This window comes from Bacillus sp. A1 (genome assembly GCF_042296235.1).
GTDB lineage: Bacteria > Bacillota > Bacilli > Bacillales > Bacillaceae > Bacillus > Bacillus velezensis.
The window spans coordinates 1302564-1315893 of record NZ_CP141181.1 but is presented as its reverse complement, the minus strand read 5'-3'; the positions used below and the strand labels follow the sequence as shown (position 1 = coordinate 1315893).

Annotated in this window: 12 protein-coding genes; 2 read left to right on the top strand and 10 right to left on the bottom strand. The window is 50.0% G+C overall.

The window, feature by feature from the left end; genetic code table 11:
* Positions 1–55 precede the first annotated feature (55 nt).
* On the top strand, positions 56–916 hold the full coding sequence (locus tag U2H13_RS06895; RefSeq protein WP_025649646.1) for a dimethylarginine dimethylaminohydrolase family protein: 861 nt from the start codon (positions 56–58) through the stop codon (positions 914–916).
* A 70-nt stretch (positions 917–986) separates the two neighbouring features.
* Entirely contained in the window at positions 987–2036 is a 1050-nt protein-coding gene (locus U2H13_RS06890) for a lactonase family protein (protein WP_014417541.1), read from the top strand.
* 27 nt (positions 2037–2063) lie between these two features.
* Here the strand turns inward: U2H13_RS06890 and U2H13_RS06885 are convergent, their stop codons facing one another.
* The 10 genes from U2H13_RS06885 to U2H13_RS06840 all read right to left on the bottom strand — a co-directional run bounded on the left by U2H13_RS06885 (position 2064) and on the right by U2H13_RS06840 (position 13145).
* Positions 2064–3035, bottom strand: a complete 972-nt coding sequence (locus U2H13_RS06885) for an ABC transporter ATP-binding protein (protein ID WP_100261731.1) — start codon at positions 3033–3035, stop codon at positions 2064–2066.
* 3 nt (positions 3036–3038) lie between these two features.
* The gene (locus tag U2H13_RS06880) at positions 3039–3938 is read right to left on the bottom strand and encodes a C40 family peptidase (protein WP_100261730.1); all 900 of its coding nucleotides are present in this window, start codon (positions 3936–3938) and stop codon (positions 3039–3041) included.
* A complete protein-coding gene (locus U2H13_RS06875) occupies positions 3935–5032 on the bottom strand; it encodes a mandelate racemase/muconate lactonizing enzyme family protein (protein WP_376700749.1) in 1098 nt (365 codons plus the stop codon). The genes U2H13_RS06880 and U2H13_RS06875 overlap by 4 nt, the downstream gene beginning before the upstream one ends.
* A 6-nt stretch (positions 5033–5038) precedes the next feature.
* On the bottom strand, positions 5039–5974 hold the full coding sequence (locus U2H13_RS06870) for an LD-carboxypeptidase (RefSeq protein ID WP_376700748.1): 936 nt from the start codon (positions 5972–5974) through the stop codon (positions 5039–5041).
* A gap of 87 nt (positions 5975–6061) precedes the next feature.
* A complete protein-coding gene (locus U2H13_RS06865) occupies positions 6062–7681 on the bottom strand; it encodes a peptide ABC transporter substrate-binding protein (protein ID WP_110124665.1) in 1620 nt (539 codons plus the stop codon).
* On the bottom strand, positions 7678–8706 hold the full coding sequence (locus U2H13_RS06860) for an ABC transporter ATP-binding protein (RefSeq protein ID WP_376700747.1): 1029 nt from the start codon (positions 8704–8706) through the stop codon (positions 7678–7680). Before U2H13_RS06860 ends, U2H13_RS06865 begins: the two co-directional genes overlap by 4 nt.
* A 5-nt stretch (positions 8707–8711) precedes the next feature.
* Positions 8712–9659: an ABC transporter permease gene (locus U2H13_RS06855; protein WP_017417615.1), complete on the bottom strand. Its 948-nt coding sequence runs from the start codon at positions 9657–9659 to the stop codon at positions 8712–8714.
* A 5-nt stretch (positions 9660–9664) separates the two neighbouring features.
* Positions 9665–10591, bottom strand: a complete 927-nt coding sequence (locus tag U2H13_RS06850; protein WP_007610853.1) for an ABC transporter permease — start codon at positions 10589–10591, stop codon at positions 9665–9667.
* Between the two features lie 14 nt (positions 10592–10605).
* Entirely contained in the window at positions 10606–11430 is an 825-nt protein-coding gene (locus U2H13_RS06845; RefSeq protein WP_007407248.1) for a M55 family metallopeptidase, read from the bottom strand.
* A 155-nt stretch (positions 11431–11585) separates the two neighbouring features.
* The gene (locus tag U2H13_RS06840) at positions 11586–13145 is read right to left on the bottom strand and encodes an MFS transporter (RefSeq protein ID WP_022553466.1); all 1560 of its coding nucleotides are present in this window, start codon (positions 13143–13145) and stop codon (positions 11586–11588) included.
* Positions 13146–13330: the final 185 nt, after the last annotated feature.

Here is a 13330-nt window from a genome sequence, read left to right as displayed (position 1 = left end):
TTCACCACATCCGGGAATAATAAACGCACATTGAATACCGATAGGAGGATATCACATGGACGTATCCATTCCCAAATCCACGCGGAAACCGGCTTGCCGCAGTGAATTTGATGCTTTGCAGACAGTCATCTTATGCCGGCCGGAACACATGGCCATCAAGGATATTATTAACGGAACGCAGAAACATTTCAAACAAGAAAATATTAACATACCCGTTGCCCTCAAACAGCATAGTGAGTTTATTGACATTTTAAGATCTCATCAGATTGAAGTCGTCCTGCTGCCTGCCGATTCCGCATTGCCTGAGCAGGTATTCACCCGGGATATCGGATTTGTCTTAGGCGAGACGGCGTTTATTTCAAACATGGCGGCTTCAGTCCGGCAGGGAGAAGAAAAAGTGTTTCAAGACCTGCTTGACAATAAGAAAATCCCTTATACGCGACTGAAAAAAGCGAACATTGAAGGCGGCGACATCTTGATCGCAGACGGCACCGTTTACGCCGGGCTGAGCAAGCGCACGGATAAAGCGGCTGTCCGGGAGCTGCAGGAGGCGCTGCCGGAGATGACGGTTGTGCCGATCCCTCTCAAGGAGGATTTCTTACATTTGGACTGTGTATTTAATATGATCTCGGAAACGGAAGCGCTATACTGCAAAAATGGCTTGCGGCAGAAAGAAATTGATCTTCTCGCCGAACGTTTTGAGATGATAGAAGTGCCTGAAGAAGAGCAATTCACGCTCGGCCCGAATATCCTGTCAATCGGCAATCAGACAATTATCAGCCTGCCGCAGCACCGTCATACGAACCGCGAGCTCAGAAAAAGAGGTTATACGGTCATTGAAACCGAGTTTTCCGAAATTATTAAATCAGGCGGTTCCTTCCGCTGCTGCACCTTGCCGCTTGTCAGAACATCTTAAACATTTACAAGGCAGTTTCCTTCAAGATACGTTAATATAGAGAAGACAAGACTCTAAAGGGGGAAACCGAATGGCTAAGTACATAGGATACGCGGGAACATATACAAAAGGCGGAAGCGAAGGCATTTATTGTTTTGAACTTGATACAGAAGCGAAACGGCTCAGCCGGCCGAAGCTGGCAGCAAAGCTCGGCAACCCGACATACGTCACTCCGAATTCTGATAACAGCATGCTGTATTCCATTGAAAAGACAGACGGAAAAGGCGGCGTCGCAGCCTATCAGATTCATCAGAACAGCGGGGAATTAACTTTTGTGAACCACCAGCTGATTGAAGGCCCGTCTCCATGCCACGTCAGCATTGATGATAAACATGAATATGTGTTAACCGCTAATTACCACAGCGGAAAAGTGCACGCCTTTCCCGTCAATGAGGACGGAAGTCTGCGGGAGCCGGCTGCCGAAGCCGCTCATACGGGAACAGGTCCTCATGAAAGACAAGAGAAACCGCATACCCATTTCGCAGGCTATACACCCGAGCATAACTACATTGCAGCCGTCGATTTAGGGACGGATACGCTTTATACTTACCAAATGAAAAACGGTTCGCTCACAGAGGTGAAAACTCACTCTTTCACACCGGGTTCAGGGCCGCGCCACATCGTTTTCCATCCGGCGGAAAAATACGCCTATGTCATGACGGAAATCAGTAATGAAGTCATCGCGCTTGAATACAACCCGACCTTAGGTGAATTCAGAGAGCTGCAGGTCATTTCCGCTTTGCCTGAAGGCTTTACGGACAAATCGCAAGGCAGCGCGATCCGCATATCTAAAGACGGCAGATTTCTTTATGCCGCCAACCGCGGACATGACAGCATCGCCATCTATAAGATCAACCAATATTCCGGTGAATTGTCTCTGATTGAATGGGTGCCGACAGAAGGAAACTGGCCGCGTGATTTCGCGTTTGACCCTTCCGAGACATTCCTTGTCGCGTCAAACGAAGAAACGGGAAATCTGGTTTTGTTTGAACGTGATCCGGAAACAGGCAAATTGACTCTGCTTCAATCTGACATTCCGGTTCCGTATCCGGTCTGCGTGTCATTTCTGCATCAGGTTTAATCAAAAAAGAAAGCTGACTTTATATTGTCAGCTTTCTTTTTTGTATAAATGGCAGGCGACAAAACGCCCCGCCTTCACTTCTTCAAGCTCAGGCGTTATCTTACCGCAGGGCTCCATCGCTTCAGGACACCGCGTCCTGAATACACAGCCGCTCGGCGGGTTAAGGGGGCTCGGCAGCTCCCCTTTCAGAATAATCCGTTCACGCTTGTCCTCAAGAAGCGGATCAGGAATCGGGATTGAGGATAAAAGCGCCTTCGTATAAGGGTGAAGCGGTTCCCGGTAAAGCGCAGCGCTTTCTGTAATTTCCATCATGCGGCCCAAATACATCACGCCGATCCGGTCGCTGATATGCTTGACCATTGATAAATCGTGGGCGATAAATAAAAATGTCAGCCCTTTCTCTTTCTGAAGCCTTTTTAAAAGGTTGACGACCTGAGCCTGTACCGACACATCCAGCGCGGAAATCGGCTCATCCGCCACGATAAATTCGGGATGCAGAGAGAGCGCTCTGGCAATCCCGATTCTCTGCCTCTGTCCGCCGCTGAATTCGTGAGGATACCGGCTGCCGAAATCCGGATGGAGCCCGACAGCTTCAAGCAGTTCATCCGCCATCATCAGACGGGCTTTTCTTGTATTGTAAAGATTGTGGATTTCCATCGGCTCCATAATAATTTCCCTTACGGTCAGGCGCGGATTTAACGAGGCGTAAGGGTCTTGGAAAATCATCTGCAGCTTGCGGAAGAAGACAGACCGCTGTTCTGCCGCGGCACGGTGTATATCCGTCCCTTCATATGATACCGAACCGGCCGTCGGGTCATACAGACGGAGAATAACTCTTCCGAGCGTCGATTTACCGCATCCCGATTCTCCGACAAGTCCGAATGTTTCCCCTCTTTTAATGTGAAAACTGACACCGTCGACTGCTTTTACGGCTTTCTTTCTTCCTGCGTCAAAATGCATTTTCAGCCCGCTGACTTCAAGGAGCGGAGATGCCGTCATTTTCTATTCCCCCTTTTCGCTTATACAGCGGCGTACGGTGCATAATTCTTTTTGATAGACGGTTCCTTCCAAAGACAGCACTTCGATTGTTTTTCCCGTTTTCGGGGAGTGCAGCATTCGGCCGTCTCCCAGCGCCAAACCGACATGGTGGATCGCGCCTTTTCCTTCTTCATAGGCGAAAAACAAAAGGTCAGCCGGCCGGATATCGTTTACCGCCGCGCCGCATCCGGCTTTTGCTTGGTCCTTTGCATCACGGGGAAGGGTATAGCCGTTTGCTTTAAATATCGAATACATAAACCCGGAACAGTCAAACCCGAAACCGCTCAGTCCTCCCCATAAATACGGAAGCCCGAGAAACATCATGCCCGTTTCGATGACATCGGCCGCCCGTCCTTTCGTATGCCGGCACTCGTCTGCGTCAGCTTCATTTACGAACCGTTCTCCGAGCGGCGTCACCACCCGGAAAAAACCTTTTTCACGTCCTGGAGCCGGAAGACGCGTTAAGAAACTTACTTCCAAGTCCGGTTCGCCGTTTGTGTGATATAAAAAAGCTGTCGGTTTGGTAATCCATACGGCGGGGGAAGATGTATGAAAGCCGTCTTTTGAAAGCTGGTTTTTTTTCATCCAGCCCGGATATCCGCGCGCGTCCTTGTTTGAAGGCTGGCCGGGAACGGCGACAAAAGCCCATTCCCCTTCCTCTTTGAGAATGATCACTTCTTCTCCGAAAAGCGCTTGCGTTTGGACAAGGTTGTCTGTGCATAATTGCAGCCGCTCTTTATATCCCATAGACACTAACCATTTTCTGATCTGCGGCGGGTTTTCAAGCATCGGCGCATCATCCGAACGGGGAGATGACGGCAGCGTCCATACGTTGACTGCCGCCGCTGTAACGGCTGCTCTCATCCTTTCGCCTCCTCTTGTATCGACACACCGGTAATGCCGAGACCCGGTTCATCGGGAATCGTAATCTGACTGCCGCTGTATGTGATGCCGCCTTGAATCAAATCATCTTTCAGCATAAGCGGCGCATCAAAATCAAACCTTGTCACATTCCGTTTGCCCGCGGCAAAATGAGCCGCGGCGGTGATGCCGAGCTTGGTCTCAATCATGCTGCCGACCATGCATTCCACGCCGCACGTTTCGGCCATCGCATTGATTGTTTCCGCCTGCTTTATGCCGCCCGCTTTCATCAGCTTAATATTGATTAAATCGGCGCTTCTCGTCTGCAGCACGTGAAAGGCCTGACGGGGGGTAAAGACGCTCTCATCCGCCATAATCGGCGTGTCTACGGCATCTGTGACCTGCTTCAGCCCGGCGATATCGTCTTTATGAACAGGCTGCTCGACCAGCTCAATGCCCAGGCCGGCGTCTTCCATCTTTCGGATCGCAGTCACGGCTTCTTTCGGCGTCCAGCCTTGGTTGGCGTCCAATCTCAGTTTGACGTTTCCGCCGACACGTGATCTGATCGCCTGAATCCGGGCAACATCGTCCGATATGTCACCTATGCCGACTTTTATTTTTAAAATATGAAATCCTTTGTTCACATAACGGTCTGCATCCCCCGCCATCTCCTCAGGATTATTGACGCTGACGGTAAAATCTGTTTCCAGTGTATTCCGATAGCCTCCGAGAAGCCGGTAAAGCGGCTGTCCGTGCATTTGCGCCCATCCGTCATATACAGCCATATCCACCGCGGCTTTTGCGCTTTGATTTCTTTCCAACAGCCGGCTGATATCATACAGAACAGCTTCCGTGCCGAAAAGGCTCCGCCCCAAGAGAACGGGCTTCAGCACATCGTGGACGGCGCTTTCAATACCGGCCGTGCTGTCGCCTGTAATGACAACCGTCGGCGGCGCCTCCCCCCAGCCGGTCAGACCGTTGTCAAAAGTGAGCTTCACAATGACCGATTCAGCATTGTAAACCGTGCGCAAAGCGGTCTTAAACGGCTTTTTCAGCGGCACGGACATCCGTCCCGTTTTAATATCTGTAATCTTCACGCCTGATCACTCCCTTCCGGAAACCCCCGATTCAATCGTTACCGCTTTGGCCGCCGTATCCATAACCGCGCGGACTCCGATCGGAACGGCGAAGCTCGGTGAACAATGGCCGATTTTAAAGCCTTTAAGCGCGGGCTTCCCTGATTTGACAATGTAATCATTCAGCACTTGCTCTAAGGTAAGGGACTTTTCTTTGTTTTTCGGTTCGCATTGGTGAAAGTCACAGACCAGGATTCCGGCTGCATCTGACAGTTTTCCTGCCATCTTTAATTGATTCAGCATTTTGTCGATTTGATACGGCTCCTCATCAATATCCTCGATAAACAGCAATTTGTCTTTCGTATCGATTTCAAACGGCGTGCCGAGCGTGGACGTAATGAGCGACAGATTGCCGCCCACAAGCTCTCCCTCGGCCCTTCCGCCTGTCAGCACCTCTAAGGGAGAAATGTCCTCCGTATAGGTGAATTCCGTTTCTGTAAAAAGCTGATGATACGACGCTTTTGTCAGGGGATCAGCGTCTTCAAGCCCGACATCCGTGCTCAGCATCGGGCCGTGAAATGTGACGAGCCCCGTATTTTGATGAATGGCGGTATGTAAAAACGTAATATCACTGTACCCCCAGAAAATTTTCGGATTGCGGCGGATTAAGCGGAAATCGATGTCGGCGGCAATGCGACCCGTGCCGAATCCTCCGCACGCGCATATCACCGCTTTGACATTCTGATCACTAAACATGTCATGGAGATCATCGAGACGCGCCCGGTCCTCTCCCGCCAAATAGCCGTGACGGGTCTTCAGCGCCCGGCCGAGTTTCACATGAAGGCCAAGCTCATTCTCTAAAAACAGCAGCGCGGTTTGCAGCGTCCCGCTCTCAGGCGGGCTTGCGGGCGCAATCACACCGACCGTGTCGCCTTTTTGCAGTGCTTTCGGTTTATGGTTCATAACTTTTTCAATCTCCTTTCCGGATTGAAAAGTGAAACACGCCGCTCCTTTAATGGATAAAGAGCGGCATATGTTTCCGCTGTAAGATCAGGACTTTTCCGCCCATTTCAGATCAATGTAACCGACGGGGTGCCGGACAATGCCCTTCACGCCGCTGTTCTGCAGATGCACCTGATTGTAAAAGTAAATCGGAATGATCGGAGCCTCATTCATGAGCAGCTTTTCCGCTTTATGCATGAGCGCAAAACGTTTTTTGGCATCGGCCTCCTGTTTTGCCTGCTTGATGCAGCCGTCGTATGCCGCGCTGCCCCATCCGGTGCGGTTCATGGAATTATCCGTTTGGAAAGCCTCAAGAAAACTGATCGGATCTGCGTAATCCGGTAAAAATGAGCTTTGAGAGAACTGGAACTTCAGTCCTTTCTGCTCTTCTAAAAAGACGTTCCATTCCATATTGGCGAGCTTAACGTCTATACCGAGCACACTTTTGAGCTTCTGCTGAACCGCTTCCGCTATTTTCTTATGCTCCGGTTTTGTGCTGTATGTCAATGTAACGGCGGGCAGCTTGTCATAATGCTCTTCCGCCATGCCTTTTTCCAGCAGTTTTTTGGCTTCTGACTCATCCGGATTTAATAAACTGCCGCCCGCTTCGCGGAAATCTTTCCCGTCAGGCTGAGTAAATCCCGGGGATACAAAGGCATGTGCCGGCTTTTCACTGTTTTTGGTCACATAATCCGTGATTTCTTTCTGATCAATCGCTGCCGCGAACGCTTTTCTGATCTTCTCATTTTGAAACGGCTCCATTTTTACGTTAAAACGATAGAAATAGAGTCCGGCCTGATCCCACGTGCGGACATTTTTTCCTCCCATCAGCTGCTCGCTCAGCTCTGCCGGCACAAAGGCGGTATCCAAATCCCCCGACTGGAACATCTGATAGTCGGTATTCCGGTCACTGACCATCGCCCATGTGACTTTATCCAGTTTCACCGTCTTTTTATCCCAATACGTCTCGTTTTTGACCATCGTCATGCTGTCGTCATGCTTCCATTCCGTCAGTTTGAACGGCCCGTTGCCGACAAAGGTTTTTGCTTCAGTGAACCATTTCGGATCAGCCTTGGCGACTTTCTCATTAATCGGGAAATACGCCGGATTGGACACGACGCTCAGAAAATAATCCTGCGGTGCCGCCAATGTGACGACAAGCGTTTTTTTATCTTTTGCCGTGATTTTCACGTCTTCTCTTTTGCCTTTTCCGCTGTTAAATTCCTCCCCGCCTTTGATCATATAGCCGAGAAATGCGGAAGATGCGCCCGTTTTCGGATCGAGCATCCGTTTCCAGGCGTACACGAAGTCTTCCGCCGTAACGGGATCGCCATTTGTCCATTCGGCGTTATCACGGATATTGAAGGTATATGTCAGCTTATCAGCGGACACCTTCCAGCTTTCCGCCATGGCCGGTTCGGGTTTATTATCTTTTCCGAGCCTCGTCAATCCTTCCATGATGTTATTCAGCGGCTGCCAGGAAACATTATTAAATCCGATCGGCGGATCAAGTGAGGTCGGCTCATTTTCGTTATTGAGCCGCAGCACCGTTTCACCCCCCTGTTCTTTTGCTTTGCCGGGTTCTGTCCCCGCCTGTTCATTGGCTGTACAGCCCATCAGAGCAAACGAAACAACAGCAATCACACCGATCGCCCATCTCTTTTTCATTTCAATCCCCCTTTTTCCTCTGCTGCCGTCAGCTGCTGCTTCAGCCGCTCTGCACGGTGATCCTGAAGCCAGCAGTTGACGATATGGCTTTTGGATTTCACGGTTGCTGCCGGGTATACCTTTTCACAGACGATCATCCTGTCCGGGCAGCGGGCGGCAAACGGGCAGCCCGGCGGCGGATCGAATAAATCAGGCGGCGTCCCGTCAATCGGCGACAGCTCAATATCCTCCATATCCAGCCGCGGCACTGAACGAAGCAGCCCCTTTGTGTATGGATGAGCCGGACGGTAAAAAATATCATGCCTCGTGCCGATTTCGGCGATTTTCCCCGCATACATGACGGCGACTCTGTCGGCGGTCTGAGCGACGACGCCGAGATCGTGCGTGATCAGAATAATAGACACGCCTGTTTTTCTTTGAATCTTCTTAAATAATTCAAGGATTTGTGCTTGAATCGTCACATCAAGAGCCGTTGTCGGTTCATCGGCGATCATAATTTCCGGCTCGCAGATCAGAGCCATCGCGATCACGATCCGCTGCCGCATGCCCCCGCTTAATTGGTGGGGGTACTGCTTCAGGCGGGATTTCGAATCAGGAATCCCGACCAGATCCAGCATGGCGAGAACTTCGGATTCAGCTTGTTTTCTTGTCATGGCGCGGTGTTCCAACAGCGCTTCTGAGAGCTGATTCCCTATGGTCAAAGTCGGATTGAGCGCCGTCATCGGGTCCTGAAAGATCATAGAAATATCGCGCCCCCGGATTCCCCGCATTTCCCGATCCGACATTTGGCAAAGGTCTTTCTGTTTAAATTGTATGCTTCCGGATTCAATCTTTGCCGAATGTTTCGGAAGAAGGCCCATCACGGCTTGTGACGTCACGCTTTTTCCGCAGCCCGATTCACCGACGATCGCAAACGTTTCACCTTTATATAAATCGAAGCTGACGCCTCTGACGGCTTTTACAGTGCCTCCGTATGTTGAAAAAGTAACATGCAGATTTTGAACGGAAAGAACTTGCTGCGCCATTTTTCCTACCTCCTCAGTTTCGGGTCTAACGCGTCCTGCAAGCCGTCTCCAAGTACGTTAAACGCGTACATCGTTAAGGAAATGAAAAAAGCGGGAAAAAACAGCCGCCACCAATGGCCTGATAAAATCGCCGGCAGCCCGTCGTTTGCCATGACGCCCCAGCTTGCAAACGGCGCCTGAATGCCGAGTCCGAGAAAACTTAAAAATGATTCCGCAAAAATCGCCGCCGGCACCGTAAGCGTCATTTGGACAATAATGGCTCCCATCGTATTCGGCAGCAGATTTTTCTTGATGATCCGAAATGTTTTCGCTCCAAACGTTTTCGAAGCCAATACGTGTTCATCATGCTTCATCCTCAGCACCTGCCCTCTGACAATCCGCGCCATGCCGACCCATCCCGTCACGGTCAGAGCGACGATAATGGAACTGAGCCCCGGCCCCATCAGCACCATTAACAAAATGACAACGAGCAGGTACGGCAATCCGTAGAGAACCTCGATGATTCTCATCATGGCGCTGTCTGTCCGGCCCCCTTTGTATCCGGCGACGCCTCCGTAGATAACGCCGATCAAAAAGTCGATCAGCGCCGCCATCACACCGACAAATAAAGAGATCCTCGCTCCGTACCACGTTCTTGTAAACACGTCCCGGCCAAGTTCATCGGTTCCGAACCAGTGTGAAAAAGACGGCGGAAGATTCTGCTCGGCGAGCGTCTGCCTTGTCACGCTGTGCGGTGATATCAGCGGACCGAACACAGCCGATAGAAACAGGCAGCATAAAATCACAAGCCCGGCCATCGCCAATTTGTTCTTTTTAAGCCGCCGCCACGCATCCTGAGTGTAAGACAGGCTCGGACGCTTGACCGACTCGGTTTCACCCTTTCTTTCCGCGCCCGGCTGAAACCAGTCATCAGGCACTTCTGTGTGTTTTACCGTTTCTTGCGGGAGATTCATCAGGATCACCCTTTCTTATGAAGTTTTATGCGCGGGTCTAACAGGCCGTATGCCAAATCAACCAGAAACAGCAGGACGATCAGAATCACACTGTAAAATACGGTCGTTCCCATGATGACCGGGTAATCACGCTGATTGATGCTTTCTACGAAATATTTGCCCATTCCCGGTATGGCAAAAATTTTCTCGATGACGAAACTGCCCGTTAAAATACTTGCGGCAAGCGTCCCGAGTACTGTCACAACAGGCATAAGAGCGTTTTTTAATGCGTGTTTGATCACAATTTTGACGGGAGAAAGCCCCTTTGCTTTTGCCGTGCGGATGTAATCCTGAGTCAGCACTTCGGCCATGCTCGATCTTGTCAGCCTCGCGATAATGGCCATGGGACCGACGGCAAGCGCAACAGTCGGCAGGACCATGTGAACGGGACTCGTCCAGGTAGCTGCCGGAAACCATTTCAGATGAACCGCAAATTGCTGAATCAGCAGCGTAGCCATAATAAAATTCGGAATAGAAATCCCGAGCACCGCAAGGCTCATGGCCGCATAATCGAGAAAGCCGCCGCGCCTGAGAGCGGCCATTATGCCGAGCGCGAGCCCGGAAATAACAGCGATGATGATCGCCGTTATCCCAAGCTCAAATGAGACCGGAAACCCGCGTTCAAGCATGGCGTTTACACTGTCTGACGGTTTTTTAATTGAAGGACCGAAATCAAAGGTAAGAATGGATTTTAGATAGATGGCGTATTGAGTGATAAGAGGTTCGTTCAGATGGTAGTAGGATTCGAGATTTCGCTGGACCGCTTCGTTTGTGCCCCGCTCTTCGTTAAAAGGCGAGCCGGGTATCACTTTCATCATGACAAATGTCAGAGTGGTGATGACGAGGACGGTCATAATCATGGCGATAAAACGTTTGATAAAATACCGCAGCAATGCCGTTCACCCCTTTAACAGAATGTTGTTCTCATGGCGAGTTCTGTCATGACGAGCATGGCCTGATAGGCTTCCGGCATGTCTTTTGCCTGAAATTGAACGATTGTCGTTCCCGGGATGATTTCTGTGCCCGGCATTAAATGGGCCCATTCAGCCTGTCCGTAGTTGGCAAATTCAATGCCTAATACAGGTCTTTCAGGCGGAGTCAGCGGTTTGACCTTATCTTTATTTTTGAGCGCATAGGCTGTTTTTTCCGTCAGGAGCCGTCCGGCTTTTTGAGGGGACAGGCATTTGACCGCGGTTCTTGAAATGGTTTGTTTGACGGCGGCAGTCGTCACATTCGGGATCAGCTCCTCCGCTTCTTTTGCGGCGCAATCATCTCCGGCAGCCATGATGACCGGGACATCGTAAAATCCGGCGAGATAGGCATTTAACCCCAGTTCACCGACCGGCTTATCATTTATGTAAAAGTGGCGGACGCCGAATATCATGCTGTGCGACATGACGCCCGGCATCGACGCTCTCGCATGATAGCCGATAAACATCACACCTGAATACGATTCATCAAGCCCCTGCATCATGGAAAACGGCTTGACATCCCCCGTAATCAGCTCTGCCTCAGGGTGAAGTTTTTCCGCGAGCAGATTATTCATCTTTGAGTGGCTGTCATTCACGGTCACTTCCGTGCATCCGTTATTAAACGCTTCTGCGATGCACCAGTTTGCTTCTTCGGTCATCAGAACTCTGCCGCGCTCATAATTGTGCATGCGGGAATTGACAAATGTTTCATCAGGCAGTCCGGAAATCCCTTCCATATCCACAGATAGATACAGTTTCATGTAATGCCTCCTTTTTTACTTAAAATTTCGATATTAAATTATGAATATTCTAACAAATTATATTAAAAAAGGATGAAACATGCAATATACCATTCTGCTATTATGGGAAAAAACAAACCCTTTTCACCGGGAAAAGGGTTTGCTGATAGAAAAAGTTACATACCGTTTTTGCTTATATGATGACGCTGAAACTGTCTGACCGCACTTCTGTATTCACGATCGGGAATGACCTGATGCCTGATCGGTTCAGGAGCCTGCGGCGAAGGCTCTTCAGCCGCCTGCTTACGGACGGCATGCGGTTTATGCGCCAGCTTATGTCCCATGCCGGTCGCATTCATGACAAATGATAAACACACTAAAAGCAAGCTTAAGATGAAAGCAATAAGAAACAAATCGCTGTATGTTCCCATCAGCAGGTCATGCGGCGATTGTGTGCCGCGCGCGCCCCGAAGCATGCCGGAAACATCTCTTTTCGTAAAATACCCTATTAAAACAGGTGCGCCCATATAAATGAACAGCCTTAAAAACTGAACTGCCGTCATGCGTTTCACCAGTTCCGGAAGCGGTCCGCCTAACGCGGCTCCCATCAGTCCGGCTGCCACAATAAGCCCTGTCCCGGCCGCCAGCATCACGAAAAGCCCCGCAAATAGAATAAGCGGTATATGATGATCTGTCGTTATCCATTGGAAATTCACGAACACCAGTATAACAGAGCCTGTTATGCCGAGCATGCCCGGACCGACTTTATCATATGCTAATGCACTGATGACAGCGGCGATGGCCACGCCTCCCAAAAGGCTCGCATATAGGAATATCAGTTGAGTTTGTGACATATGATATGCGGTCTGAAGCTCCCCGTGAAATGCAGAAAGACTGACCGCTATGGAAATACTGCCCGCAGCGATCATGAAAACACCCAGAATCGGCTTTGGAATCAGCATAAGTTTAATCGAAATCAGCGCATGTTCGTTTCTGTACTGCATGATCAGCAAGATCAGAAGAATGACGATGCTTCCTCCAAATCCCGCCAATGTCTGCCATGATGAAAAGCCCCATTTCGGCAGATGAATAAATGTATAGGCGGTCAGCACGGCTGATACACCCGCTAACAGAAAACCGATGCCGTCAAATGGAGATTTTTCAGCATTTTTATGAGCGTCATCCCGCAGCCACATATAACTGAAAATGAGGCCGAAAAAAGACAGCAGGCCAAAAATGCCGAACAGCCAATGCCAATGGCCGGCGCTTGCCGCCGCCGTGCCTAAAACGGTCCCCATAATGACGGACCCGTAAAATCCGCCGATTAACACAAATAATGCGTAATTCCGGCGCTCAATCGGAAACGAAAGCACCAGCATCGGGATCATAATCATCAGCATAGTGCCCGCCGCAGCTCCCTGTAAAAAACGGCCCGCGGCGAGCGGATAAATATCATTTGTCACAGCAGCAAGGAGCGCTCCGATGACACCCGCGGCCATCGAAATCATATAGACAGGCCGGGAGCCGAATCTTTTTCTTAAATACGGCCCCGCCGGCACGAATAAGGCAAATGCCATATTACCGATAATAATCGGATGAAAAGAGTCAAAGTTTTCCCCGCCGACCGTCTGCCGGACAAGGCTTTGGACAGCCGAAAGTGCGGTATTCGACATCAGCCCCGGCCCGACCGCCAGCACAGCGAGCAGAGAAATAATCCAATGATGTTTTTCTTTCATTTGACAACTCCTTTCTGACTATTTAACAAAGTGAAAAAGCTAACAGATTTCCCCCATTAGCTTGACAGAATTTTTCATATCTTTTCATGTGAAGGATTGAACATAATATCTCATTTATTATTTCAAATCCGATGGAAATTGTCAATATAAAGCGCCTCCGTCCGATTACGCCTTTTTCACAATTT

What these genes read in the sequence shown, in the direction of transcription:
- U2H13_RS06860 (WP_376700747.1), bottom strand. Translation starts at nt 8,706, where the DNA reads ATGGCGCAGCAAGTTCTTTCCGTTCAAAATCTGCATGTTACTTTTTCA.
- U2H13_RS06845 (WP_007407248.1), bottom strand. Translation starts at nt 11,430, where the DNA reads ATGAAACTGTATCTATCTGTGGATATGGAAGGGATTTCCGGACTGCCT.
- U2H13_RS06855 (WP_017417615.1), bottom strand. Translation starts at nt 9,659, where the DNA reads ATGAATCTCCCGCAAGAAACGGTAAAACACACAGAAGTGCCTGATGAC.
- U2H13_RS06865 (WP_110124665.1), bottom strand. Translation starts at nt 7,681, where the DNA reads ATGAAAAAGAGATGGGCGATCGGTGTGATTGCTGTTGTTTCGTTTGCT.
- U2H13_RS06870 (WP_376700748.1), bottom strand. Translation starts at nt 5,974, where the DNA reads ATGAACCATAAACCGAAAGCACTGCAAAAAGGCGACACGGTCGGTGTG.
- U2H13_RS06885 (WP_100261731.1), bottom strand. Translation starts at nt 3,035, where the DNA reads ATGACGGCATCTCCGCTCCTTGAAGTCAGCGGGCTGAAAATGCATTTT.
- U2H13_RS06840 (WP_022553466.1), bottom strand. Translation starts at nt 13,145, where the DNA reads ATGAAAGAAAAACATCATTGGATTATTTCTCTGCTCGCTGTGCTGGCG.
- U2H13_RS06880 (WP_100261730.1), bottom strand. Translation starts at nt 3,938, where the DNA reads ATGAGAGCAGCCGTTACAGCGGCGGCAGTCAACGTATGGACGCTGCCG.
- U2H13_RS06890 (WP_014417541.1), top strand. Translation starts at nt 987, where the DNA reads ATGGCTAAGTACATAGGATACGCGGGAACATATACAAAAGGCGGAAGC.
- U2H13_RS06895 (WP_025649646.1), top strand. Translation starts at nt 56, where the DNA reads ATGGACGTATCCATTCCCAAATCCACGCGGAAACCGGCTTGCCGCAGT.